We start from the raw sequence: 25,698 nt of genomic DNA, 5'->3' as shown, positions 1-25,698 counted from the left end.
CTAGGCTGACGCCATGACCTCGGACCTGGACGCCGCCCTCCTCGTCGCGCTCACGTACGGTGGTGCGGTTGCTCTCGCCGGGGTGCCCGTCGTGGTGCTGGCCTTCGTGCTCGCCTCGTCGCGCCCGGCACCCGTCGGCCTCGGCTTCGCCGGCGGGTGGGCGCTCGGGCTCGCGGCGGCCCTCGGTGTCGTCGTCGCGATCTCCGACGTCGCGGTGGCGGTCTCGGACAACGCAGACGGCAGGGACGGTCTCGACGGGGCCGGGACGCCGTCATCGGTGCTGCTCGCCTGGGTGCGCATCGTCGCCGGTGTGGCCCTGCTCGTGCTCGCCGCCCGCTCCTGGCGCGCACGCGGCACCGCGAAGCAGCCTGGATGGATGAAGGGCGTCGCCGGGTGGAGCGCGCGCCAGGCCTTCGTCACAGGCCTCGGCCTCGGGGCGCTCAACCCGAAGAACCTCGCGATCATCGCCGGCGCCGCGTCGTCGCTGCTCGCAGCCTCCGCGACACCGGCCGACCACGTGCCTGCGGTGGTCCTCTTCGCACTCGTGGGCTCGATCGGCGTAGCGGGTCCCGCGATCTACCGGGTGACGGGTGGTGAGGGCGCGGGCCGCGCCCTCACGCGAGGCGATGAGTGGCTCCAGACGCGGGCCAGCGTCCTCAGTGCAGTCGTGCTCGCAGTGCTCGGCGTCATCGTGGTCGTCAACGGCGCGACAGCGCTCTGAGCCCTCGGGGTCGCCGGCGACGCGCAGTGGGCGCCGTCCACGGTGCGACCACGGAGGCGAGGTCGCCGACCGCCGACCGGACCGGCGACTCCGGCGCCTGCTCGACGAGGGAACGGCCGGCCAGCACGGCGGCGTCGACGGCCGCCGGGTCGTCGGGCACGAAGCGCACCTGCTCGAGACCGGCGAAGCGGTGCAGGGACGCAGCGATGCGGGCCTCCGGCCGCGACCCGACCGAGGCGCTGCGCACCCGGTTGACGACGGGCAGCGGCTGGGGCGAGGGCACGGTTCCGAGCTCCTGGAGTCCTCGGACGAAACGCTGGAGAGCCACGGGGTCGGCTCCCCCGACCGCGACGACCGTGTCGGCAGCAGCGAGGCTCGTCAGGGTGGCCTCGTTGCGTCGCGGCGCGGCGGTGTCGTAGCTCAGCTCCTCGTCGTCCTCGAGGCAGAAGCCGCAGTCGACGACGACGAGCGACACGAGCGACCGGCTGAGCTCGAGGACGCGCTCGAGCGCGGCCGCCCGCACCTCGGGCCACCGCTCGGCCTTCGGCAGGCCGGTCAGCACGCGCAGGCCGGGGAGCACCTGGGGTGCGAGGCCAGCCAGCGCGGGCAGGTCGAGCGTGCCCTGCTCGGCTGCGCGGCAGGCAGCCGCGATGCCGGGGGCCTCGTCGAGCAGGCCCAGCGCCTGGGCGATGCAGCCTCCGTAGGTGTCGGCGTCGACGAGGAGCACCTCCGCGCCTCGCGAGGCCACCTCGGCCGCGAGCGTCGTCGCCACCGTGGTGCGTCCGGGTGCACCGGTGGGTCCCCACACGGCGACGATCCGGCCGCGCTCGGGGACGGCGTCGGATCGGTCGGCTGGGCCGGCGCCGTCGGCCTGGTCGGCAGGGTCGGTGCCGTGGGCCCGGCCCGGGCTGCCCGCCAGAGGGTCATCGTCGCCACGCGGTCGCCAGCCGGTCCACTCGGCATCGAGGTCCGGGTCGCCGTCCACGATGTGGCCGGCCTGGTCGACTCCCGAAGGACCGATGTCACGCCGGAGGGCCTGCCCCGGCTCCCCCGGCTGTCCTTGCTGCGCCTGCCGCCGCGGCGGCTCGGGAGCGTGCCGGGGCCCGCTCGGCGCCGGCGTCTCCGGAGCGGGGAGGACGCCGTCGGTGCCGTGGGCTCCAGGGCCGTCGGGGACGCCGGGGTCGCAGGCGTCGGCCAGGTCACCGACCGCGGCGTCCAGGGGCAGGAGGGTCCGGACCGAGAGCTGGCGAAGACGCTTCTGGGCCGGCTCGTCATCGGCCGGGTGGAGGCCGATGACACGGATCGCCTTGGCCCGCAGGCGCGCCACGACGTCGAGGTCGAGTCCGCGCAGGTCGTGCGACACGACGGCGACCTGGCCCACCCCCGCCTCGGCGACGGAGAGCAGCTCGGCGACGTCGGCGCAGCGGCGCGCGATCGTCACCCCGGGCACCCTCTCGAGCGACGTCGCGACCTGCGCCTCCCACCGGGGCCCGAGCCCGGTGATGACGTCGGTCACGCGCCTCCCCCGCCCGCCGAGCCGGCGACCGGCACCAGGGTCAGCCTCGCGTCGCCGTCGACGGCCTCGACGAGGTCCTGCACGGTGCCCGCGGGCACGTAGAGCTGGACCGAGGTCGTCGCGTTGGCGCCGAGCCCTCCCGTCGTCGTCGAGACCGTGGCGACCCCGGCCGCCTCGATGAGTCGCGTCGTGCGAGGCGGCTCGGCGTCGCTGCCAGTGGCGGCCTTGGGCGTGACGAAGACATCGACCCGGCTCCCCCGCGCCAGCCCGGCCGTCGAGGCCGAGTCGGCGCGCACCGTCACGCGGCGCACGTCGACATCGGCAGGGCTCCCCACGGCTGACGCGGGCACGAGCTCGCCGGCCCGGACGTCACGCACGACGAAGCTGCCCGTCGGAGCAGGGGCGTCCGCCGAGAGGTAGGGCACGGAACCGTCGCCGAGCAGCACGTCGACACGGGTGAAGGACGCCGCGTCGATTCGGTCGCCCGCGACGAGATCGGTCGCCGCGGCCCAGACCGGCACCCGGTCGTCGGCGCTCGCGACCGCCTTGGCCCCGAGGGTCGCCGCGACGAACACGAGCAGCACGCCCGCGACGAGCCGACTGTCACGCCACGACGGACGTTGGAGTCTCTTGGCAGTGGGTCGGGCGAGCTCGGTCATGCGATGTCCCCTGAGATCGTGCAGTGTGCGGTGTGCGGCGTATGCGGTGACTGCGAGCACATCCTCCAACACGGGCGCGCGTTGCGCGCGGCGAGCTGCACAGCTGTGGAGACCGGGCCCGGCGGCATCCGGCGGCGACCTACGATGGGACCGGCCTGTCGCACGACCACGAGGAGGAGAGAGCGTGGCACAGCGCTTCCTGCAGCTCGCCGAGGTGTCCGAGGTGCTCAACATCTCCGCCGCCCAGGCCTACGCCCTCGTGCGGTCGGGCGAGCTGCCCGCCATCAAGATCGGTGGCCGTGGCCAGTGGCGCGTCGAGGCCACCGAGCTCGAGGCCTACATCCAGCGGATGTATGCCGAGACCCGTTCGTTCGTCGAGGCGCATCCCTTCGGCGGCTCGGTCGAGGACTGACGAGCAGGTCGCTCACCCGTCGGCCGTGACCGGCCGCACCCGCCGCACCCAGGCGAGGGACGCGTAGGGCACGAGCGCGACCGACGTGACGTTGGCCGACCGCCGTGGCTCGTCGGAGGCGTGCTCGGCGATCTCGAGGTGGTCCGCCCCCACCACGTCGATGGTGCCGACGAGCTGCCTGCCGTCGACGTCGCGGATCTCGACCGACGCCCGGTCGCGGCTGATCGCCCCGAGCGCGAGGGCCAGCGTGAAGCGCCGTGCCACGACAGACGGCGTCTGGGCACCGCGCCGCAACCCGGCAACGGACCGCACTGCACCGAGCCGAAGGAGGACGGGCCGCGCCGGCGTGGGCTCGACGAGGACCCAGTCGGGCCCGACATCGACCACCTGCGCCGCGAGCGCCTCGCCCCCGACCCACCAGGTGGGCCGGGTGCCGACGTTGGCGAGCAGGCGGGCGTGCAGGTCGATGAGGGCGCGCTCCCGTCGAGTGCGGTCGGCGATCTCCGACTCGAGGTCGTGCGCGTCGTCGGAGGCCAGCTGGGCCTCCAGGTCGTCGAAGAGACGCTCCCACCGCATGTGCCCACCCTTCATCGCGGACCCCGGCCACGCCAGCCGAGGACTCGGCTGTCCACATCTTGACGCATGCATCCTTGACCAAACGCAAGCAAACGACATTGAATGAACGCATGACAAGCGTGCACCACTCCGCAGCGACCGGCCTCCGGTCCGTCCTCGGGCTCGGGCTCTCCCTCGTCGCGATCGCCCTGCTGCGGGGCGTGGCGGCCTCGTCGGCCGGCGCTGGAGCGCTGTGGGGCCCGGCTCGACGCCCGGACGAGCTGCTCGTCGTCGTCCTGGCATGGGTGGGGATGGCGCTCGCGGGCTGGCTCGCCCTCGGCTCGGCACTCGGTCTGCTCTCGACGGCCCCCGGGGCCATCGGTCGATGGTGCGGCCGTCTTGCCGACCACCTGACGCCCCTGCTCGTGCGGCGAGTGCTCACCGTCGCGCTCGGCACCTCCACCGTCTCGCTCGCACTCCCTCCGGCGAGCGTCGTCGGCACCGCAGCCGCGCCCCTGCCGGTCGGCCCGGCGCTGCCTGCCGGTCAGGCGCTGCCTGCCCCCGAACTGCCCGCCGACGTGCTCGACCCCGGTTACGCCCCGACCGCCGATGCCGGCCCGGGCCACACCCGGATCACCGGTGCCGGCCCGGGCTGGGCCCCGACCACCGACGCCGGCCCGGGCTACCACCCGACTCCCGAGTCCTCCGGGCGCCCGCAGTCCGCCACCTCCACGGACCCCACCCCGGGGTTCCGGCCCACCCGTCCGCCGCGCGTGCACGACCGGGCGGGGTCCACCCTCCTCACCCCGCCGCCACGACCCGCGGTGGCCGCGCACGACGCGGTCACGGTGCGCCGTGGCGACAGCCTGTGGTCGATCGCCGCACGTCACCTCGAAGCGGGGGCGAGCGACGCCGAGGTCGCACGGGCGTGGCCGCGGTGGTACGCCGCCAACCGCACCGTCATCGGCGAGAACCCCGACCTCATCCGACCCGGCACGCAGCTCGTCCCGCCCCGCGAAGGAGACCTCCCATGACACCACTCGCAACGACCCCCGGAACGGTCTCGGGCAGGACTCCCGGCACGGCTCCGGGCGCACCCTCCTGCACGACCCCCTCCGGCGCCGACGATGCCGTCGCGGACCGTGCACCCGCGGCAGCGCCCGGCGCAGGCGCTGGCCGGGCCCAGGTCGGCCGCATCGTCGCCGGCTTCGTGGTGCGTCCGATCCCCGCGACGGCGCCCGAGATCATCAGCGCCGACGAGGCCTGGTACGGCCAGGAGCCGTACTCCCAGGACGCTCTCGCCCTCGACTTCCAGTCGCAGAGCGACGAGGACGACTTCGGCCCGCAGCCGACCCGCAGTGCCCTGCTTCCCGACCCCGCTCCGCTCGTGCCGCGCCTCGCCCAGACGGTCATCGAGGTCGTGTCTGGCCAGCGGCCCGCCCCTCAGCTGATCCGGCACACCGCGCCGAGCGTCTACTCCGTGCTCGCCCGGCAGGCCATGGTGGCTGGCCGCCGCCGCACACCGGGCGCCCAGCGGTCCCCGCTCGTTCGGCGGGTCCGGCTCTGCGAGCCCGCCGACGGAGTCGTCGAGGCGTGCGCCGTGGTCGTCGCGCACGGCCGGGTGCGGGCTCTCGCCATGCGGCTCGAGGGGCTCGATGGCCGATGGGTCGTGACGGCCCTGACGATCGGCTGATCGAGGGGCTGCGACGTCGCGTGGCATGGCTGGCGCGACGCGATCCCCAGGTCACCGACCCACCCCCCCACCGCCGCCGAACGGAGAAGGGTCCACCCCCAGGGGGACGGACCCTTCTCCATCTGGCGCTGCTGGCCGAGCTCGCCGACCGGCGTCAACGGCGCTTGCGCTTGACCTTCTTGCCGCGACGGTCCGCCTGGCGCTCCACGGTGCGCTGCGGCTCGGTCTCGACGACGTGGCCGTCCTCGCCGGGAGCCGAGTAGCGCAGAGCGGCCGGACGCTTGCCGTCCTGCAGGTCGACGCCGGAGACCTGGACGCCGGAGCGGGCGAAGGAGCGCCCTGCCCCGTCGCCGTCGGCCGCGGCCCCGGTGTGGTCGGCGTCCGCTGCGCCGGTGCTGTCGGTCGGCGCTGCGGCAGCGAGACCCCCGATGAGGTCCCCGACGGACATCGGCGCGGCACCCACCGCAGGCGCGGCCGGCTGTGCGACCTGCACCTCGACAGAGAACAGGTGGCTGACCGACTCCTCCTTGATGGCCTCCATCATCGCCTCGAAGAGCTGGTAGCCCTCGCGCTGGTACTCGATGAGCGGGTCGCGCTGGGCCATCGCGCGCAGGCCGATGCCCTCCTGGAGGTAGTCCATCTCGTAGAGGTGCTCACGCCACTTGCGGTCGAGCACGGACAGGACGACGCGACGCTCGACCTCGCGCATGGTGTCGGAGCCCAGGGCCTCCTCGCGCTGGTCGTAGGCGTGGTGGGCGTCCGACATCAGCTGCTCGCGGAGCAGGGCGGCCGAGATCGCCTGGCGCCCCCCGGCGAGGTCCTCCACCTGCTCGATCGTGATGCCGACGGGGTAGACCTGGCGCAGCGCCTCCCAGAGCCGCTCGAGGTCCCAGTCGGCGGCGAAACCCTCGGACGTCGCCGCGTCGACGTAGGAGCCGACGACGTCGTTGACGAACATCCGCAGTTGCTCGTGGAGGTCCTCGCCCTCCAGCACCGCCCGACGCTCCTCGTAGATGACCTGACGCTGGCGGTTCATGACGTCGTCGTACTTGAGGACGTTCTTGCGGATCTCGTAGTTCTGCGCCTCGACCGACCCCTGGGCCTTCTGGATCGAGTTCGTGACCATCTTGCTCTCGATCGGCACGTCGTCCTCCATGCCGGCCGTCGTCATGAAGCGGTCGACGAGGGCGGCGTTGAACAGGCGCATGAGGTCGTCGTTGAGCGAGAGGTAGAACCGCGACTCACCGGGATCTCCCTGGCGGCCGGAGCGGCCTCGGAGCTGGTTGTCGATGCGTCGCGACTCGTGGCGCTCGGTGCCGAGCACGTAGAGCCCGCCGAGCCCGGTGACCTCCTCGTGCTCCGCGGCGACCTCCGCCTCGGCCTTGGCGAGCGCCTCGTCCCAGACAGCTTCGTACTCCTCCGGCGTCTCGTGCGGGTCGAGGCCGCGGCGCTTCAGCTCGGCGACGGCCCGGAACTCGGAGTTGCCGCCGAGCATGATGTCGGTGCCTCGACCGGCCATGTTGGTCGCCACGGTGACGGCGCCCTTGCGGCCGGCGTCGGCGACGATGGCCGCCTCACGCTCGTGCTGCTTGGCGTTGAGGACCTCGTGGCGGATGCCACGCTTCTTCAGCTGCTGTGAGAGGTACTCGCTCTTCTCGACCGAGACGGTGCCGACGAGCACCGGCTGCCCCACGGCATGGCGCTCGGCGATGTCGTCGACGACGGCGTTGTACTTCGCCACCTCGGTGCGGTAGACGAGGTCGGCCTGGTCCTTGCGGATCATCGGGCGGTTCGTCGGGATCGGGATGACACCGAGCTTGTAGATGGAGTTGAGCTCCGCGGCCTCCGTCTGGGCCGTGCCCGTCATGCCCGAGAGCTTGTCGTACATGCGGAAGTAGTTCTGCAGGGTGATCGTCGCGAGCGTCTGGTTCTCGTTCTTGATCTCGACGCCCTCCTTCGCCTCGATCGCCTGGTGCATGCCCTCGTTGTAGCGCCGGCCGGGCAGCATGCGGCCCGTGTGCTCGTCGACGATGAGGATCTCGCCGTTCATGACGACGTAGTCCTTGTCCTTCTTGAACAGCTCCTTGGCCTTGATGGCGTTGTTGAGGTAGCCGATGAGGGGGGTGTTGACGGTGTCGTAGAGGTTGTCGATGCCGAGCAGGTCCTCGACCTTGGCGATGCCCGACTCGAGCACCCCGACGGTGCGCTTCTTCTCGTCGACCTCGTAGTCGCCGCGGCCGTCCTCGCCACGGTGCAGGCGCTGCACGATCCGGGCGAACTCGACGTACCACTTCGTGGCGATGTCGGCCGGGCCGGAGATGATGAGCGGGGTGCGAGCCTCGTCGATGAGGATCGAGTCGACCTCGTCGACGATGCAGAAGTGGTGGCCGCGCTGCACGAGCTCGGCGGGGTCCCACGCCATGTTGTCGCGCAGGTAGTCGAAGCCGAACTCGTTGTTCGTGCCGTAGGTGATGTCCTTGGCGTACTCCGCCCGACGCTGCTCGGGCGTCATGGACGCGAGGATGCAGCCGGTCTCCATGCCGAGGGCGCGGTGCACGCGGCCCATGAGCTCGGACTGGTACTCGGCGAGGAAGTCGTTGACGGTGATGACGTGCACGCCCTGGCCGGTGAGTGCATTGAGGTAGCTCGGGAGGGTTGCGACGAGGGTCTTGCCCTCACCGGTCTTCATCTCGGCGACGTTGCCCATGTGCAGGGCCGCCCCACCCATGATCTGCACGTCGAAGTGCCGCTTGCCGAGGGTGCGCTTGCTCGCCTCGCGGACGGCGGCGAATGCCTCGGGCAGGAGCATGTCGAGCGTCTCGCCGTTGTCGAGGCGCTCGCGGAAACCCTTGGTCTCGTCGCGCAGCTCCTCGTCGCTGAGCTTCTCGAAGTCGGCCTCGAGGGCGTTGACCTGCTTGGCGATGCCCTGGAGCTTCTTCAGGGTCCGGCCTTCGCCGGCGCGAAGCAGCTTCTCGATGACGGCCATCTGGTGATCTCACTCCCGACTCAACGTGTGGACCCGCCCGGTGGGTGGGCTCCATCGCCCGTGATGGGTCACGGGACCCGCCTAGGCTATCCGTCCACCTGACGGAACGACCAACGCGCCGTCGCCTCGGCTGGTTCCGCACCGACGCCCAGGCGGTATGCCGTCCGGCCTGGTCCGTGACCCAGGCCCCAGCACGCCTCACGACCGCGTGCGCAGCGCTCGCGCCCGATCCCCTCATTTCGCCGGTGGCCCGGCCACCCCGGGAATAGCCTGAAAAGTCTCGGGGATTCAGCCGAACGAGCGGAGATCAGTCACCATGATTGCCATCGTCGGCCCCAGCACCTGCGTCCGCACCTGCGCCCGCACCTGCTCGGACCGTTCCCCGTCCTGCCGCGCAGCCGACTCGGCCCCTCCGTCAGGAGGGCCGGAATGTCCCTGACCCGCAGCCCCCTCGGGCGTCTCACCATCGCCGCCGGCGTGGTGGCGCTCATCAACTCCGGTGCCGCGGTCGCCGTGGCCCTGCCCTCGAGCTCCTCACCGAGCACCATGACCGCCGCCAGCGCCGCGTCATCCAGCGCCGCGGCGGCCACGTCCGCCCCGAAGACCTCCAAGATCCCTTCCCTCGTGAACCAGCGGGTGGCCGAGGTGCGCGCAGCCACCGGTGGAGGGCACCGCCTCACCCCCGCCAAGCAGAAGGCGGTCAGCGACCTGCTCCTGCGCGTCGATGCGACCGGCGCACTCGACCTCGAGATCCATGCCCTCGGCACGCTCACCGGCAAGGAGCGGGCCGACTTGCGCCGGCTCGGCGTGAGCGTGCTCAACGCCTCGGACCAGTGGGTCAAGCCCGCGAAGGTCAAGGCGCTGCCCAGTGCCGGGGTGCTTCGTGCCCTCGTCCCGTATGACCGCGTCGACGCCGTCGCGGCGCTCGGCTGGGTGGCCGCGATCCGGCCGACCGAGATCCTCCCCGCCGACGCGGGCAGCTTCCTCAGCGAGGGGGTTCCCCTGCACCGAGCAGACGACGCCCAGGCGATCGGCCTCGATGGTGGCGGCGTCGATGTGGGCGTCATCTCCGACGGCGTCAGCGCGATTGCCGCTGCCCAGTCCCTCGGAGACCTGCCCGCCGGAGTCAACGTCCTCGACGCAGGCAGTGGAGACGAAGGCACCGCCATGCTCGAGATCGTCCACGACATGGCTCCTGGCGCGGGGCTGCTCTTCCACGGCACCGGCGGCGGGGTGGCCGCCCATGTCTCCGCCCAGAACGACCTTGTCACGGCCGGCGCCGACATCGTCACGGAGGACATCCCGTTCGATTCCGAGCCCGCCTTCCAGAAGGGCCTCGCCGCCACGAACGGCGAGATCCTCGGCGCCTCGGGCGTCTGGGTCAGCTCGTCCTCCGGCAACCTCAACTCGACGCACGCCCCCCGCGTCGTCGCGACGGGCACCGGCAACGGTCCTGACAACCAGGCACCTGGGGGCTGCGGGGTCGCGCCGACGAACACCGTCGCCTTCAACGGGGCCGACACGACGTTCGACGTCAGCGTGAACCCGGGCGCGACCATCGGGGCGACGCTGCAGTGGAGCGAGCCGCGGGCGATCTTCCCGACCGCCGGCGCAGGCGGTTTCACCAACCTCGACCTCTACATCCTCAACGCCGCAGCGACCAGCTGCCTCGCGAGCAGCACCGGGGCCCAGGGTGGCGGGGCCGGCGACACGATCGAGCAGGCGACCTGGACCAACGGCGGCGCGAGTGCCGTCACGGTCAAGCTCGCCGTCAACAACACCGGGAGCACTGGCGCCAAGGGCACGCCAACGCTCGACCTGCGCTGGCGCGGTGCCGGCGCGATCGACGCCACGGGGAGCGGCGGCTCGCTCAACCCCGACAGCAACTACACCGACTTCGCCACCTCGGCAGGCGCCGTGAACGGCGGCGCCGACCAGAACCCGACGACGACGCCCCTCGAGGGCTACAGCGGGCAGGGCCCGGTCTCGCTCGTGAGCACGACCGTGTGCTCGGCGTCCTACCCGTGCCCGGCCTCCGCCCCGCCCGGCTCGAACCAGAGTGTCCCGGGTGGCGGTGGCCGCACTGCCATCGCGCCGACGTATGCCGCGGCCGACGGCGTGTCGGTCAGTGGCGCCGGCGGCTTCGGATCAGGCTCGTGCCCCGCGGCGACCCAGGGCGACTGTCGCTTCTTCGGCACCTCGGCGGCAACGCCGTCCTCTGCCGGCGTGGCAGCGCTGGTCCTCGACGCCTCGGGCGGCCCCGGATCACTGACGCCCTCGGCCCTCACGGCGGTCATGACCGCCAACGCGACCGATCGCGGCGTCCCGGGCACGGACAACGCCTTCGGGGCGGGTGTCCTCGACGCCTTCTCCGCAGCCACCGCACGAGCCGACTTGTCGGTGACGAAGGACTGCCTCCCCAACGGTGACGCGCTGGCCGGTGTGCTCAACCCCTGCTCGATCACGGTGACCAACTCGGGCCCGGCGATCGCGCGGGCCGTCACGCTGAGCGATGTCATCACGTCGAGCACCGGTTTCACCGTCGCGACGTCGTCGGCGGGCTGCGCCGCCCCGGCCGGCACGCAGACGGGTAGCGCGACGGCGACGTGTGCTCTCGGGGACCTCGCCGCCAACTCGTCCGTCACCGTCGTGATCAGCGAGCGGTCCGATGAGCCCCAGGACCTTGCCGACACCGCGAAGGTCACCTCGGGCACGATCGACCCGAACCCTTCCGACAACTCGTCAGGTGACACGCTGCACATCATCGGTCGCGCGGACGTCGGCATCGTCAAGACGGCGCCCGCGGCGGCGACTGCCGGTGGGCAGATCACGTGGACGAGCACCGTCTCCAACGCCGGCCCGTCGACGGCGACCGCCGTCGTCGTGCGGGACGTGCTGCCTGCCGCGGTGACCGTCGGGTCCGTGACCGGTTCGGGTGGCGCCACCTGCACCGCCGGGGTGCCGGGCAACGCGGCCCTGCCGACCACCTGCTCCTTCGGCACCGTCGCCTCCGGCGCATCGCGCACCATGACGGTCGTCGCCACCATCGACCCCGGCTTCATCGGGTCGTTGCACAACGACGCGGTGGTCTCCACCGACACGTACGACGACAACGGGGCGAACGACACCGCGACGGTCACGACGACGGTCGAGGCCTCCGCCGATCTCCAGGTCACGACGGTGGACAGCCCTGACCCCGTCCTCGCCGGGCGTCCGCTCACCTACACGCTGACGGTCCGCAACAACGGTCCCTCGACGGCGAAGGACGTCAGCCTCGTCGACGTCCTGCCGGGTGCGGTCGACTTCGCGTCGGTCGCGGTCACGTCGGGTGCTGGCACGTGCGTGCACGTGACCATCCCGGTCGACCCGCCGGAGCACCAGGTCGAATGCCTCCTCGGCACGCTGGCGCCGGGCGCGGGACCGACGACGGTCGTCATCCAGACGGTCGTCAAGCCGGCGACGCCGGCCGGTTCCATCAGCGACTCGGCAACGGTCGACTCCTCCACGGACGACCCGTCATCGGGCAACGACACCGCGTCCGCGACGACGACGGTCGGCACGCAGGCCGACCTCCGGATGGCGCTGACGAGCGACAAGGACGTCTACAAGGCATCCGCGACGATCGTCTACACGGCAACCGTGACGAACGCCGGTCCGTCCGACGCTGCGGCGCCGACGGTGACCATCGCCCTGCCCGACATCAAGGCGGCCGTCTACGTCTTCGACACGGGCGCCTGCACGAAGGCCGGTCAGACGCTGACGTGCGTACGGCCGACGTCACTCGCGGCCGGTGGTGCGTGGTCGTTCAACGTGCACCTGCTCGTCAAGGGCAACAAGGGAGTCGTGACGACGTCGGCAAAGGTCGCCTCGGCCACGTCCGACCCCGACCTGTCGAACAACTCGACGACGCGCACGGTGAAGATCGGCAAGTAGCTCGACAACGAAGATCGGCACGTAGCTCGACAACCTCCGGGGCTGCTTGCCCGGACCGACCACTGCAGGTGTCCCGCCACACGGGGCACCTGCAGTGCGTCATCGGGGCCGGGTCAGGCGTCGCTCACGTCAGGAACGTCGATCCGCGACAGGCCGAGCCAGGACGCCATCGACTCGAGGTTGCGGATGAGAGCAGGACGGGCCTCCGGCGGCGCTCCTGGCTCCCACGTGACGCGGTGGCACCGGAGGACACCGGCAGCGCGGTCGGCCTTGAGGTCGCAGCGCGCGACGAGGTCCTCTCCGAAGAGGAAAGGCAGGACGTAGTAGCCGTGCACGCGCTTCTCGACCGGGGTGTAGATCTCGATGCGGTAGTGGAAGTCCCACAGGGCGAGGATCCGGTCACGCTGCCAGACGAGGGAGTCGAAGGGGCTGAGCAGGGCCTCGGCGTGCGCTCGTCGGGGCAGCCGGGCCTCAGCGTGGAGCCAGGCGGGCTTCCACCCGGGAACGGAGACCGGGATGAGCTCCCCGTCGTCCACGAGGCGGGCGATGGCCGGCCGGGCGTCCTCTCGCCTGATGCGGAAGTAGTCGGCGAGACAGAGCTCGGTGCCGACGCCGTGCGCACGCGCAGCGATGCGCACTAGCTCGACGTGCCGCTCGGGGTCGGCCTCGGCACCGGGCCGCCGCGTCCACGCCTCACGCAGCGGCGGGGGCGCGGTGGCCGGGAGGGCGGCATACCGCCGCTCGAACTGCGTGGTGCGCCCGACCGAGCTGATGCGTCCGGCCCAGAAGAGGTACTCGAGCGCCTGCTTGACGTCGGACCAGTTCCAGCCCCACTGGTCGGTGCGGCGCGGCTCGTCGTGCTCGAGCGCCGCCTCGACCTCGCGTGCGGTCATCGGCCCGCGCGCCTCGACCTCCGCGCGCACGAGGTCGACGTAGTCGGGGCGTTCCTCGAGGATGCGGCGCATGCCGCCCCACGCCTTCTCGGCGGCGGCGCGCATGCGGAAGTCGAGCAGCGGCCACGTCGACGGCGGGATGAGGCTCGCCTCGTGGGCCCAGTACTCGACGAGGCGCCGGGGCGCGCGGTCGCGGGCGCGGTCGAGCAGGGCGGTGTCATACGGACCGAGCCGGGAGAAGAACGGGAGGTAGTGGCTGCGGGTCAGCACGTTGACGCTGTCGATCTGCACGACCTGGACGCGGTCGATGACCCGCTGGACGTGGCGTGTCGTCGCGGCGAAGGGCGCCGGACGGGGGTCGAGGAACCCCTGCGCGGCGATGGCCACGCGCCGGGCCTGGGCACGGGTCAGCGACCTCGTCGTCACGGAAGGGGCCACGCCCTCACTCGCCGGGGTCGATGAGCCGCTGGCGCACCGCATACATCGCCGCCTCCATGCGCGAGTGCATCTGCAGCTTGTCGAGGATGTTGCGGATGTGGTTGCGCACGGTGTTCTCGGAGATGAACAGCTCGGCGGCGATCTCGCGGTTGAGCCGGCCCCGGGCCACGAGCCGCAGGATGCCGAGCTCGCGATCGGTCAGCCGCGGCAGCTCGAGACCGGGGGTGGGCGCGGGCAGGGTGTCACGCTGGCTGATCTGCGCGAACTCGAGGAGCAGCTTGGAGGCCATCATCGGTGAGAGCAGCGACTGGCCCTGGTGCACACCACGGATGCCGGCCGCGACCTCCTCCGGCGGCACGTCCTTGAGGAGGTAGCCGTTGGCCCCAGCCCGCACCGCCTCGAAGAGGTTGGCCTCGTCGTCCGAGCTCGTCAGCATGAGGATGCGAGCGGAGGGGACGCGCTGCTTGATGACGCGGCAGGCGTCGATGCCGCCACGCTTGGGCATGCTGACGTCCATGACGATGACGTCGGGCAGCGTCTCCTCGGCCTGGTCGACCGCCTCGATGCCGTCGGCCGCCTCGCCCACCACCTCGATGCCATCCTCCACCTCGAGCACGGTGAGCAGGCCTCGCCGGTAGAGGGCGTGGTCGTCGACGATGAGCACCCGGATGACCTCTGCGGTGACGTTCACGTCGTCATCCTGTCAGGCGGTACCGACGCCGGGGCGTCGACCGGGCATTCCCGGTGACGCCCCGACGCCTCGCCGCACCGGCCGCAGGGGGTCAGCCCGTGGCGGCGACGCTCCCGACGGCCTCGACAGGGGACGGGCCGTGTCGGGAGTCGGCTCCGGAGGCAGAGTCGGTCTCGAGGTGCAGGACGCCGTAGCTCCAGCCCCGACGCCGGTAGACGACGCTCGGGCGGTCGGTGTCGGCATCGTGGAAGAGGAAGAAGTCGTGCCCGACGAGCTCCATCTGGTTGACGGCGTCCTCGAGCGACATCGGCGCCGCCGTGTGGACCTTCTCGCGGACCTCGATCGGGGAGTTGCCCAGGGCGCCGAAGCGGTCGAGGTCATCGACCTCGACCTCGGGTGACGCCGTCGTCACAGGGGCTGCACCGTTGCTCGCAGCGTCGATGCGGGCGGTGGCCCGGGCCACCGACTCCGGCTGGCGCCGGCCGCGACTCACGCGTTGCTTGTCGTGCACCCGCCTCAGTCGTTCCATGAGCTTGTCGACGGCCGCGTCGAGCGCGGCGAACTTGTCGTCCATGCACGCCTCGGCCCGGATGACGGGCCCCTTGGCGTGGCAGGTGATCTCCACCTTCTCGGACCCGCGAGCAACCCGCTCGTGGGTGACGACGACGTCGATGCGATGGACCTTGGGAGCGAGCGCCGGCACCTTGGCCAGTCGCTCCTCCAGCAGCTCACGGAATCGGTCGGGGATCTGGACATGGCGTCCAGTGACGACGATCTCCACGGTTCCTCCTTGTCGCGCGCGTCTTCTTCGCGCGCATGTGGCGACGTGTTGACCGGGCCGGCCTCAGCAAGGTCGGGCCCGCCGTTCGATCGGCACCACCCCTTTCCGCTCCGTGCGTCCTGACGTCGACCACGCCCGATGATCGGGTGTGGCGACCCCTTCAGGACGAGGCCTTGACTCGACCCTACTTGGCGCGAGACGACCGTGTGAAGCGTTGTGACGCCCGGACTGCAACATCACCGCGGACTCATCGGTCACACCCGCTCGTGACGCTGCGCTGCCGCGACCGACGCGCCCACGACCTGCACGGCGCCGCAGCGACGCAGCGCCCGAGCGGCCTCCGCCAGGGTGGCTCCGGTCGTGACGACATCGTCGACGACCACGACATATCGGTCGCGGATCACGTTGTGCCACATGGGTTTCACCGCCATGGCGCCGGCGAGGTTGCGTCGACGGTCGGCGATGTTGAGCCCTGACTGGTCTGCGACCCGTCGCACCTGACGCAGTGCCGGAACCACCCGGAGACGGGCGTGCCGCGGCTGACGCCCGACCCAGGTGGCGAGGTCGAGCAGCGGCGCGTCACCACGCCGCCGCTGCGCCCCCGGGGACGAGGGGGCGGGCACGACGACGACGGGCCGGTCGACCCAGCCGGCCGCGACGAGGGCTGCCTCGACGGAGCGATCGAGCAGGGGTCCGAGCACGGCCACGAGGTCTCGACGGTCGGCGTCCTTCCAGGCCGAGACGGCGGCACGCACCGGGTCGGCGTAGGCCACGACGGCGTGGGTCGGGGGCATCAGCGGGGGCAGCGGCCGCGGTCGCACGGGCACCGGGTCGGGGCCGAGCTCGAGCCGCTGCAGCGCGAAGTGGCAACGCGCGCACCACCTCGTGCCGGGGCGGTGGCAGGCGGCGCACTCGGTGGGCAGCACGAGGTCGACGAGTCGAGAGGCGAGCGGATGGACCATGCCCCGAGTCGACCACCCCCACGGCCGACCGTACCCGCGGGGCGCCCCACTGTGGACGACGACGGCCGGATCCGCCCGAGGACCCGGGAGGTGTGGACGAGCCGGCCGGCCGCCCTCTCCCCCGGCAACCGACGCGACGGCGCGTGCTCAGCGGGCGGGGACGAGCACGTCGGTGGCGCGCACGATCTGGCGCCAGGCGGAGCCCGCCCGGGCCCAGGCCCAGCCGTCGTCCGAGGTGATGACGACCCCGCGCGGCCCGCCGACGGTCGTGATGGTCCGGGCGCCGGGTACGGGCGCGGTGCGGCTCGACTCCGCCGTAGACCGGCCGTGGCTGCGCATGCCGTCGAGGCCCATGCCGACCGTGCCCACCCAGGGTCGCACGGGCTCCGCGGCACCCAGGCGGCCGAGCACGGCATACGTCGACCTCGTCGTGTCGAGCCACACGACATCGGTGAGCGACGACAGCGGCTGGGCCTGGCGCAGCGGGGCTGCCAGGGCGACGGGCTGGCCGTTCGGCAGGCGCTGGATGCCGCTGACGCCGAGCTGCGCGTCGGTGCCCTGCTCGTTGGTCGTGATGATGAGCAGTCGCACCCCGTCGCCGGCGACCGCGAGCGAGACGACGCGACGGTCCTTGAGCCACGGCGCCTTGAGGGCGGTCGGCGTCGGGGTCTGCGGAGCCGAGCGCGGGTCGAGGATGTAGACGTGGTCCTGGCCCTTGACGTCGGTGCCACCGACCCAGAGGTAGCCCTCCTCGTCGTAGGTCGGACGGATGAGCGAGCTGGCGAAGGTCGGCACCTCCACCATGGGGGCGTTGGCGTGCCAGAGCGAGAGCAGCTGACGGCCGGTGCTGATCGCCGCGATCTGCTTGCCGTCGGCGGAGAGCGCCAGACGGGTCCAGGTGTCGGGGATGCGGGCGATGTCGCCGTCCTGCGGCTTCGTGTCGGCGCGACGGGCGCCGACGGAGGTGTCAGGCAGGAAGCGCGGATCGATGCGGCTCAGCTCGTCGCCCTGGCGCAGCAGCGCGGTGTCGAACGTCCGGTTGGGCACGGTGTCGTAGCCCAGCTCGGACGCGGAGCCCGCCGACGAGACGCCGCTCGGCAGCTCGAGCGGGGTGTCGTCGACGGCGAGCGAGACCGACGACACCGTCGATACCTGCGACAACGTGGCCGTGAGCTGTGCCCACATCGCGGTGCGGTGATCGGGGTCGGCCGAGAGCGCCTCGGTGCTGAGGCTCACCTGGGCGCGACCCGCGACGACGGGAACGGCGTTGACGGCGAGCCGGGTGTTGCTCGGGACCCCCGTGCCGACGGCGTTCTGGAGGTAGTCGGGCACCCGGCCGAGCTGTGCGCGCGCCAGTGTGGTCGCGAGCCTCGAGCCGTTGGGGAACCAGCGGAAGTCGGGGACGAGGTCGCGTCCGCTCGGCGTGACGAAGTAGACCATCCGCGGCGTGAAGGTCCGGTCGAACTGGTCGGAGTCGAGCCACAGGCCGAAGCCGTCGGGCGGCAGGTCGATGCGCCACTCGCCCCCGACCTTGCGCATGCCGAGCGTCAACGTCGCCTTCGTGCCTGCCGGCATCTCGACGTAGCGGCCGTCGGGGCCGAGCCGGGCCACCTCGGTCGTCGAGACCCGCACCGTCTCCTCGTCGACCTTGCGCACCGTGAGGTCCCCGTCGTAGACGACGACGTCCTGCGTCGACCACCGCCAGAGGTCGACAGACTGGGGAGCGAGGTACTGCTTGCCGGTCTGGCGCGTCTCGTCGCTGTCCTCGCCCGCGCGCAGGAAGCCACGGACGATCTCCTCCTGGCTGGCGCCGTCACGCGGGCCGGTCGCCGCGACGCGGACGGGCTCGTTGATCGCCTCGCCCAGCGCCCGGCCCTCGAGGACCGGCCCGGACTCCGGCAGGCCGCCACAGGCGGACAGGGCCAGCGTGACGGCGAGCGCGGCCGCCGCGACGATCCGGCGCCTCACGGGGTGCGCTCCGGCACGATGCGCCGCAGACGCAGGGTGTCGTCGTCGGCGAATCCGGCGGCCCGGGCGCTGTCGCCGGGACCGAGCTCGCCGGGACCGAGCGGTCCGCGGGCGGCCTCCGCCGCCTGCGCCTGGGCGGCCTCCGCCGCCTGTGCCTCGGCGGCCTCGGCGGCCTCGGCCGCCTCGGCGGCCTCTGCAGCGAGCGGGCTGAGCGGCAGCGGCGAGCTCGTGATCGTCGCATCGGCCTTGCGGGGCAGGGTGAGCCGGAAGCACGAGCCCTCCCCCAGGGCTCCCCACGCCTCGAGTCGCCCCGCGTGCAGGCGGGCGTCTTCGAGCGCGATCGCGAGGCCCAGTCCGGTGCCGCCGGTCGTGCGTGCCCGCGCCGGGTCGGCCCGCCAGAAGCGCGTGAAGACGAGGGCGGCCTCGCCCGGCTTGAGCCCGACGCCGTGGTCGCGCACCGTCACCGCGACCGCCGAGTCGTTGCTGCCGATCGTCACCTCGATGGGCAGGCCCTCGCCGTGCTCGATCGCGTTGGAGACGAGGTTGCGCAGCACGCGCTCGATGCGTCGCGAGTCCATCTCGGCGATGACCGGCTCGTCCGGCTGGTTGACGACGAGCTGGGTGCCCTTGCGCGCCGCCAGAGTGCGGTGGGCGTCGACGGCCCGGTCGACGGAGGCCCGCAGGTCGCTCGCCTCGACCTCGAGCACCGCCGCACCGGCGTCGAACCGCGAGATCTCGAGCAGGTCGGTGAGCAGCGACTCGAAGCGGTCGAGCTCGTGGTGCAGCAGCTCGGCCGAGCGCGCGACCGTCGGCTCGAAGCTGCTGCGCGAGTCGTGGATGAGGTCGCCGGCCATGCGGATGGTCGTGAGCGGCGTGCGCAGCTCGTGCGAGACGTCGGAGACGAAGCGTTGCTGCACGCGTGAGAGGTTCTCGAGCTGGGCGATCTGCTGCTGGATGGAGGCGGCCATGCCGTTGAACGACATGCCGAGGCGGGCGAGGTCGTCCTCGCCCTTGGCCGGCATGCGCTCGTCGAGGTTGCCCTCGGCGAAGCGCTCCGCCGTGATCGCGGCACGACGCACCGGGTCGGCGACGAGGCGGGTCACGACGAAGGCGATGGCTCCGACGAGCAGGATGAGAGCGAGCCCGCCGAGCAGGAAGGTCTGCCCGATGAAGCTGATGATCTCGCGCTCGCGGTGCATCGGGTAGATGAAGTAGAGCCCGTAGTCGCCCGCCACTCCGGTGTCGATGCGCTGGCCGACGATGACCGCCGAGATGGTGTCGCCGCCCTCCTCGATCGTCGTCACCTGCAGGTGCTGACGGTCGGGCTGCGCCGCCACCTGCGTGCGCAGGTCCTCGGGGATGAACCGGGCTCCGACGCTGCCGCTCTCGAGCGGCCCGACGATGACGGGCGAGGTGTTCTCCTCGAAGCGTGTGAGCACGACGTAGCGCGGCTCGTTGCCGGCGTCGCGCCGGTAGGTGTTGATGAGCGTCGTGGCGAACTGCGTGAGCTTGGCCTGGGTGTCGGTCTGGTCGGTCGAGTCGAAGCGCTTCTGGGCGTCGGTGGCATCGCGCAGGCTGTCCTCTGCCGCGATGCGCTGCCTGCTGTCGACGAGGCCCTGGGCGATGGTGCCGTAGAGGTAGGTGCCGACCGCGGTCAGCACGAGCACGCCGAGCAGCATCGTGACGACGACGACGCGGAAGCCGAGCGATGACCGCCACAGGTGCACCGTGCGGTGCCAGAGCCGGCGCAACGCGGAGCCGACCCGGGAGACCAGGCCCCCGAGTCCTCCGGCGCCGGTCGGCCCGGTCATCTCAGGACGTGCCCGCCTTGTAGCCGACGCCTCGCACGGTCACGACGATCTCGGGGTGCTCGGGGTCGTGCTCGATCTTGGAGCGCAGGCGCTGCACGTGGACGTTGACGAGGCGGGTGTCGCCGGCGTGCCGGTAGCCCCACACCTGCTCGAGCAGCACCTCGCGCGTGAAGACCTGCCACGGCTTGCGGGCGAGCGCGACGAGCAGGTCGAACTCCAGCGGAGTCAGCGACAACGCGACGCCGGCCCGCTTGACGGAGTGGCCGGCGACGTCGATCTCGAGGTCGCCGATCGACAGCTTCTCGGGTGCCGGCTCGTCACCACGACGCAGCCGGGCGCGCACGCGGGCAATGAGCTCCTGCGGCTTGAAGGGCTTGACGACGTAGTCGTCCGCGCCGGACTCGAGGCCCACGACGACGTCGACGGTGTCGGTGCGAGCCGTCAGCATGACGATCGGCACGCCGCTCTCGGAGCGGATGCGGCGGCACACCTCCATGCCGTCGAGCCCGGGGAGCATGACGTCGAGGAGCACGAGGTCGGGGCGCGACTCACGGAACACGCCGACCGCCTCGGACCCGTCCGCCACGTGCGTGACCTCGAGGCCCTCGTTGCGCAGCACGATCCCCAGCATCTCGGCGAGGGCGAGGTCGTCGTCGACGACCAGAACCCGACCCTTCACGGCACACTCCTCCCCGGAGCCGCACCACCTGCGCGCCCCGTTCCTGACCACATCTTCACATAGGTATGCCGTCCGCCCGCGTCCACGCGGGAGCGCCGGCCGGGCAGACCGGACCGTCCGGCCCACCCGACAGGCCGGCTCAGCCCTGCGAGATGTACCACTTGCCGTCGATCTTGACGGCCTTGAAGTTCGAGACGACATCGGCAGCGAGGGCAGGCGTCGTCGTGACGCTCTCGAAGGTCGCCGTGTTGCCCTTGACGGTCGCACCGGAGATCTTGAGGCCGTCGAACACGGTGCCGAGCTGCTTGATCTGCGACAGCATCGGCGTGATCGTCGAGCCGCACGCCTCCGAGGCACCCGGGATGCTCGAGATCGCCTTGCCGTCGGTGGCCATGAGGTTGCAGACCGTCTGCCCCTCGCCCGCCACCATCGCGCCGAGCCACGAGGTCATCGCCGCCTCGGGCGTCGACTGGTCGACCGGGACGGGAGCAGCCGTGCCCGTCGTCGCCGTCCCGCTCGACGTCGTGTCGTCGGACGTCGTACCCGACGACATCGTGTCGCTCGGCGTCGTCGCGGTGACGGTCGGTGCCGCCGACGACGCGCTCGGCGGCGCCGGCGTGTCAGCGGTCTTCGCGCACGCCGTGAGCGAGCCCGCGAGGACGAGGGCGAACGCGGCGGTCGTGAGCTTCTTCATGAGGGTCCCTGCCTTGCCTGTCAGTGAGAGGGTCATCGTCCCACGCGGCCCTACGCGATCGGGTGCAGCCGGGCCCGACGATGACGTATGCCGCCCACCTCGCGAGGCGGACGGCATACGTCGTCGTCGTGCTGGCTGACGATCGGTGCCGGGCGGGGCCCGGTCGAGCGGCGCGCCGGAGCTCAGTAGCGGTAGTGGTCCGGCTTGTAGGGGCCGGCGACGTCGACGCCGAGGTACTCGGCCTGGCCCTTCGTCAGCTCGGTGAGCCTGACGCCGAGGGCGTCGAGGTGGAGGCGGGCGACCTTCTCGTCGAGGTGCTTCGGCAGGGTGTAGACCTGCTTGTCGTACTCGCCGGTCTTCGTGAAGAGCTCGATCTGGGCGATCGTCTGGTTGCTGAAGGAGTTGCTCATGACGAAGCTCGGGTGGCCCGTGGCGTTGCCGAGGTTCATCAGGCGACCCTCGGAGAGCACGATGATCGAGCTGCCCGAGGTGAAGGTCCACTCGTGCACCTGCGGCTTGATCTCGGTCTTCTGCACGCCGGGGACGCGCGCCAGGCCGGCCATGTCGATCTCGTTGTCGAAGTGACCGATGTTGGCGACGATCGCCTTGTTCTTCATCTGCGTCATGTGCTCGGCCGTGATGACGTCGTAGCAGCCGGTCGTCGTGATGAAGATGTCGGCGGTCTCGACGACGTCCTCGAGGCGGGCGACCTGGAAGCCCTCCATCGCGGCCTGCAGCGCGCAGATCGGGTCGATCTCGGTGACGATGACGCGGGCGCCCTGGCCGCGGAGCGACTCGGCGCAGCCCTTGCCCACGTCGCCGTAGCCCGCGACGACGGCGACCTTGCCGCCGATGAGGACGTCGGTGGCGCGGTTGAGGCCGTCGATGAGCGAGTGGCGGCAGCCGTAGGTGTTGTCGAACTTGCTCTTGGTCACCGCGTCGTTGACGTTGATGGCCGGGAAGAGCAGCTCGCCGGCCTCGGCCAGCTGGTAGAGGCGGTGGACGCCGGTCGTCGTCTCCTCGGTGACGCCCTTGATGCCTGCGGCGACGGTCGTCCACTTCTTCGGGTCGGTCGCCATCGTCTGGCGCACGAGCTCCTTGAAGACGCCGAACTCCTCGGAGTCCTCCTCGGTCGTGGCGGGGACCTGGCCGGCCTTCTCCCACTCGAGGCCCTTGTGGACGAGCATCGTGGCGTCGCCACCGTCGTCGAGGATCATGTTGGGGCCCTCACCGCCGGGCCACGTGAGGATCTGGTCGGTGCACCACCAGTACTCCGGGAGGGTCTCGCCCTTCCAGGCGAAGACGGGGACGCCCTGCAGGTCGTCGGGCGAGCCGTTGGGGCCGACGACGACCGCGGCAGCCGCCTCGTCCTGCGTCGAGTAGATGTTGCACGAGGCCCAACGGACCTCGGCGCCGAGCGCGGTGAGGGTCTCGATGAGCACGGCCGTCTGCACGGTCATGTGGAGCGAGCCGGCGATGCGCGCGCCCTTGAGTGGCTGGGAGGCGGCGTACTCCTCACGGATGGACATCAGGCCGGGCATCTCGTGCTCGGCGAGTCGGAGCTGGTGACGGCCGGCCTCGGCGAGGCTCAGGTCGGCAACCTTGTAGTCAAAGGACATGGAGAATCTCTTCCGTTGAGTGTCGGTCTGCAGACCCGGCGCGCCCATCTGGGCTCCTCGTGGCGGGTCATCTCCCACGCCGGCAGTCCCCCAGTCTAGCGGCGACCCGAGTGACCCTCGACCCGTGCGTCGAGGGTTGGGGCCCCTCACCCGTCCACCTCGCGCCCAGCCGCCAGTGCGAGGCCACCCGCCCGCGGTATGCCGTGCGCCGCCGGCCTGCGGGTGTGCGGCTGGGGCCGTCAGTGCGAGGCGGCCGGCTCGTCGTGCTTCTTGCGCTTCGGGAGCACGTGCAGCACGGCGACGATCACGGCGCCGACGACGAGTCCGAGCAGCGCCGAGGCGAGCGTGTTGACGAGCCAGGCGAGCAGGCCACCGATGCCGGCCACCCCGGCCACGGCCTCCTCGAGGTGGTGCACGACGTCATAGAGCGCGTGCCAGCCGAGCTCGTCGATGCCGACGAGCAGGATGTGCCCACCGACCCAGAGCATGGCCGCGATGCCGACGGTCGAGAGCACCGAGAGCAGCTTGGGCATGCCTCTGACGAGACCGCGCCCGACCTTCTGGGCGGTGCCGGACTCGCGCTGGGCGAGGCTGAGCCCGACATCGTCCATCTTGACGATGAGCCCGACGACGCCGTAGACGAGCAGGGTGATGAGCAGCGCGACGATGACGAGGATGACGAGGCGCGACACGAACGGCTCCGTGTCGACCTCGTTGAGCGCGATGACCATGATCTCGGCCGACAGGATGAAGTCGGTGCGCACGGCACCCGAGACGACGGCGTCCTCGTCGACGGCGCCGGCCTCCTCCTGCGCCTCTCGGTGCCCGGAGACGATCTCCCAGACCTTCTCGGCGCCCTCGTAGGCGAGGTAGGCGCCGCCGACCATGAGGATCGGCGTCAGCAGCCACGGCAGGAACTGGCTGAGCAGCATGATGACCGGCAGGATGATGAGCAGCTTGTTGCGCAGCGAGCCGATGGCGATCCGCTTGATGATCGGCAGCTCGCGCTCCGGCTTCAGCCCCTGCACGTAGCGGGGCGTCACCGCGGTGTCGTCGACGACGACGCCCGTCGCCTTGACGCTCGCCCGCGCGGCGGCCGCTCCGACGTCGTCGACCGATGCCGCGGCGAGCTTCACGAGGGCAGCCACGTCGTCGAGCAGCGCTACGAGTCCTCCAGCCATGCGGACAGCCTAGGGCCCTTCCAGCCGGCTCTCAGACAGCGAGGCCGAGGAGAGCGTTCTCGACGACCTCGGCGAGCGCGGGGTGGATCCAGTACTGCCCGCGCGCGACGTCGCGAACGGTCTGCCCGAAGCTCATCGCCTGGATGAGCGGCTGGATGAGCGTCGTCGCGTGCGGGCCCATGAGGTGGGCACCGAGGAGCAGGCCCGTGGCCGGGTCGGCGATGAGCTTGCAGACGCTCGTCGTGTCCTCCATCGCCCAGCCGTATGCCGTGTCGCCGTAGGACTGTACGAAGCTGACGTGCGCGAGCCCGCGCTCCACGCACTCCTCCTCGGTGAGGCCGACGGTGGCGATCTGGGGGTGGCTGAAGATGCCTGCCGGCACGGGCTCGGTCGGCAGCGGATGCAGGTCGTCGGGGTGCACGAGGTTGTGCGCGATGGCCCTCGCCTCGGCGTTCGCGACGTGCTTGAGCTGGTGCGGAGAGCTCACGTCACCGAGCGCCCACACGCCGGGCGCGCTGGTGCGGCCCACCTCGTCGACCGCGACCCTGCCGTCGTCGTGCAGGCGTATGCCGCCCGCCTCGACCCCCAGGTCAGCGGTGTTGGGCTCGCGGCCCGTCGCGACGAGCAGGAGGTCACCCTCGAGCACGGAGCTGCCGGTCTCGTCCTCGAGGTGCAGGCGAACCCCCTCGCCGGTGCGCTCGAGCGCGGTCACGGTGGTGCCGGTGCGCACGTCCCACTGCTCGCGGGCGAGCGCCGTGAAGCGGGCGGCGATCTCCTCGTCGAGGTGACGCACGAGCAGTGGCCCGCGGGCGACGACGCTGACCCGCACCCCGAAGGACGCGAAGACATGGGCCATCTCGACCCCGATGTAGCCGCCACCGACGATGACGAGGTGCTCGGGCAGGTCGTCGATGCGCATGATCGTGTCGGAGGTGTGGAACGGCACCCCGGACTCACGCACGACGTCCGGCACCACGGGGTGGGCGCCCGCGGCGATGACGACCTGGTCTGCGGTCAGCGTGCGCTCACCACCGTCGGCCAGCTCGACCGTCAGCCGGCGGTCCCCGGTGAAGCGTGCGTGGCCGAGGAAGGCGGTCGTCCCCGGCCCCTCGATGCGGTAGCGCTTGCCGCCTTCGGCGATGGGGTCGATGCGCTGGAAGATCCGGTTGCGGACGTCGGCCCAGCGCACCCCGTGGACCGTGGCGTCGACGCCGAAGCGGGCCGCGTCGCGGGCGCTCGCGGCGACCTCCGCGGCATACACGAACATCTTGGTGGGGATGCAGCCGACGTTGAGGCAGGTGCCGCCGAAGGTGCCGCCCTCGATGACGGCCACCCGCTTGCCCTCGAAGTCGGGCGTGACGAGGGAGTTGCCCGAGCCGGTGCCGATGATGGCGAGATCGAAGTGGTCGGTCTGCCCAGACTGCCCAGTCTGCTCGGTGTGTCCGGTCTGGTCGCTCACCCCCGAAGCCTACGGGCCGCGGGACGGCGCCCGACCCGCGGTGGGCC

General features: G+C 71.7%; 20 protein-coding genes. 5 read left to right on the top strand and 15 right to left on the bottom strand.

Annotation, left to right across the window (positions count from 1 at the left end; translation table 11 throughout):
• The first annotated feature begins 13 nt into the window (after window positions 1-13).
• A complete protein-coding gene (locus FBY41_RS11800; protein WP_141844454.1) occupies window positions 14-721 on the top strand; it encodes a GAP family protein in 708 nt (235 codons plus the stop codon).
• On the opposite strand, the gene FBY41_RS11795 is transcribed toward FBY41_RS11800, so the two are convergent.
• Entirely contained in the window at window positions 699-2,237 is a 1,539-nt protein-coding gene (locus FBY41_RS11795) for an AAA family ATPase (protein ID WP_141844453.1), read from the bottom strand. The two genes, FBY41_RS11800 and FBY41_RS11795, sit on opposite strands and share 23 nt — an antisense overlap.
• A complete protein-coding gene (locus FBY41_RS11790) occupies window positions 2,234-2,896 on the bottom strand; it encodes an SAF domain-containing protein (protein WP_141844452.1) in 663 nt (220 codons plus the stop codon). Before FBY41_RS11790 ends, FBY41_RS11795 begins: the two co-directional genes overlap by 4 nt.
• A gap of 184 nt (window positions 2,897-3,080) precedes the next feature.
• On the opposite strand from FBY41_RS11790, the gene FBY41_RS11785 reads away from it, so the two are divergent.
• Window positions 3,081-3,308, top strand: coding sequence for a helix-turn-helix domain-containing protein (locus FBY41_RS11785; protein ID WP_141844451.1), 228 nt, complete (start codon window positions 3,081-3,083; stop codon window positions 3,306-3,308).
• A 12-nt stretch (window positions 3,309-3,320) separates the two neighbouring features.
• On the opposite strand, the gene FBY41_RS11780 is transcribed toward FBY41_RS11785, so the two are convergent.
• Window positions 3,321-3,884 (bottom strand): hypothetical protein, encoded by a 564-nt coding sequence (locus FBY41_RS11780; protein WP_185749028.1) that lies wholly within the window; start codon window positions 3,882-3,884, stop codon window positions 3,321-3,323.
• Between the two features lie 110 nt (window positions 3,885-3,994).
• Here FBY41_RS11780 and FBY41_RS24170 point away from each other — a divergent pair, with 110 nt between their 5' ends.
• Window positions 3,995-4,897 carry a LysM peptidoglycan-binding domain-containing protein gene (locus FBY41_RS24170; RefSeq protein WP_141844450.1) on the top strand — a complete coding sequence of 301 codons (903 nt, stop codon included), beginning with the start codon at window positions 3,995-3,997 and terminating at the stop codon, window positions 4,895-4,897.
• A complete protein-coding gene (locus tag FBY41_RS11770) occupies window positions 4,894-5,556 on the top strand; it encodes an Rv3235 family protein (protein WP_141844449.1) in 663 nt (220 codons plus the stop codon). Before FBY41_RS24170 ends, FBY41_RS11770 begins: the two co-directional genes overlap by 4 nt.
• Before the next feature lie 154 nt (window positions 5,557-5,710).
• Here FBY41_RS11770 and secA read toward each other — a convergent pair whose 3' ends face one another.
• Complete coding sequence (secA, locus tag FBY41_RS11765) at window positions 5,711-8,542, bottom strand: preprotein translocase subunit SecA (RefSeq protein ID WP_141844448.1); 2,832 nt, start codon at window positions 8,540-8,542, stop codon at window positions 5,711-5,713.
• A gap of 429 nt (window positions 8,543-8,971) precedes the next feature.
• On the opposite strand from secA, the gene FBY41_RS11760 reads away from it, so the two are divergent.
• Window positions 8,972-12,475: a DUF11 domain-containing protein gene (locus FBY41_RS11760; RefSeq protein ID WP_141844447.1), complete on the top strand. Its 3,504-nt coding sequence runs from the start codon at window positions 8,972-8,974 to the stop codon at window positions 12,473-12,475.
• A gap of 113 nt (window positions 12,476-12,588) precedes the next feature.
• Here FBY41_RS11760 and FBY41_RS11755 read toward each other — a convergent pair whose 3' ends face one another.
• The 11 genes from FBY41_RS11755 to FBY41_RS11705 form a co-directional block, all read right to left on the bottom strand.
• On the bottom strand, window positions 12,589-13,779 hold the full coding sequence (locus tag FBY41_RS11755) for a winged helix-turn-helix domain-containing protein (RefSeq protein WP_375869878.1): 1,191 nt from the start codon (window positions 13,777-13,779) through the stop codon (window positions 12,589-12,591).
• 31 nt (window positions 13,780-13,810) lie between these two features.
• On the bottom strand, window positions 13,811-14,497 hold the full coding sequence (locus FBY41_RS11750; protein WP_141844445.1) for a response regulator: 687 nt from the start codon (window positions 14,495-14,497) through the stop codon (window positions 13,811-13,813).
• Between the two features lie 91 nt (window positions 14,498-14,588).
• Window positions 14,589-15,278 (bottom strand): ribosome hibernation-promoting factor, HPF/YfiA family, encoded by a 690-nt coding sequence (gene hpf / locus FBY41_RS11745; protein WP_141844444.1) that lies wholly within the window; start codon window positions 15,276-15,278, stop codon window positions 14,589-14,591.
• Between the two features lie 254 nt (window positions 15,279-15,532).
• Window positions 15,533-16,240, bottom strand: coding sequence for a ComF family protein (locus tag FBY41_RS11740; protein ID WP_141844443.1), 708 nt, complete (start codon window positions 16,238-16,240; stop codon window positions 15,533-15,535).
• 147 nt (window positions 16,241-16,387) lie between these two features.
• Window positions 16,388-18,208: a GerMN domain-containing protein gene (locus FBY41_RS11735; RefSeq protein WP_141844442.1), complete on the bottom strand. Its 1,821-nt coding sequence runs from the start codon at window positions 18,206-18,208 to the stop codon at window positions 16,388-16,390.
• Window positions 18,205-20,019 (bottom strand): MtrAB system histidine kinase MtrB, encoded by a 1,815-nt coding sequence (mtrB, locus tag FBY41_RS11730; protein ID WP_260439711.1) that lies wholly within the window; start codon window positions 20,017-20,019, stop codon window positions 18,205-18,207. Before mtrB ends, FBY41_RS11735 begins: the two co-directional genes overlap by 4 nt.
• A 1-nt stretch (window position 20,020) precedes the next feature.
• The gene (gene mtrA / locus FBY41_RS11725; protein ID WP_141844441.1) at window positions 20,021-20,698 is read right to left on the bottom strand and encodes an MtrAB system response regulator MtrA; all 678 of its coding nucleotides are present in this window, start codon (window positions 20,696-20,698) and stop codon (window positions 20,021-20,023) included.
• A gap of 139 nt (window positions 20,699-20,837) precedes the next feature.
• Complete coding sequence (locus FBY41_RS11720; protein ID WP_260439709.1) at window positions 20,838-21,428, bottom strand: hypothetical protein; 591 nt, start codon at window positions 21,426-21,428, stop codon at window positions 20,838-20,840.
• A gap of 146 nt (window positions 21,429-21,574) precedes the next feature.
• Entirely contained in the window at window positions 21,575-23,011 is a 1,437-nt protein-coding gene (gene ahcY, locus FBY41_RS11715; RefSeq protein WP_141844440.1) for an adenosylhomocysteinase, read from the bottom strand.
• Between the two features lie 239 nt (window positions 23,012-23,250).
• A complete protein-coding gene (locus tag FBY41_RS11710; RefSeq protein WP_141844439.1) occupies window positions 23,251-24,192 on the bottom strand; it encodes a DUF808 domain-containing protein in 942 nt (313 codons plus the stop codon).
• 31 nt (window positions 24,193-24,223) lie between these two features.
• Window positions 24,224-25,651 carry a mycothione reductase gene (locus FBY41_RS11705; protein ID WP_141844438.1) on the bottom strand — a complete coding sequence of 476 codons (1,428 nt, stop codon included), beginning with the start codon at window positions 25,649-25,651 and terminating at the stop codon, window positions 24,224-24,226.
• Window positions 25,652-25,698: the final 47 nt, after the last annotated feature.

The sequence above is a fragment of the Humibacillus xanthopallidus genome, from assembly GCF_006716675.1.
Lineage (GTDB): Bacteria > Actinomycetota > Actinomycetes > Actinomycetales > Dermatophilaceae > Humibacillus > Humibacillus xanthopallidus_B.
Note: the sequence above shows the minus strand (reverse complement) of the source record. Positions and strands in the feature narration are given on the sequence as shown.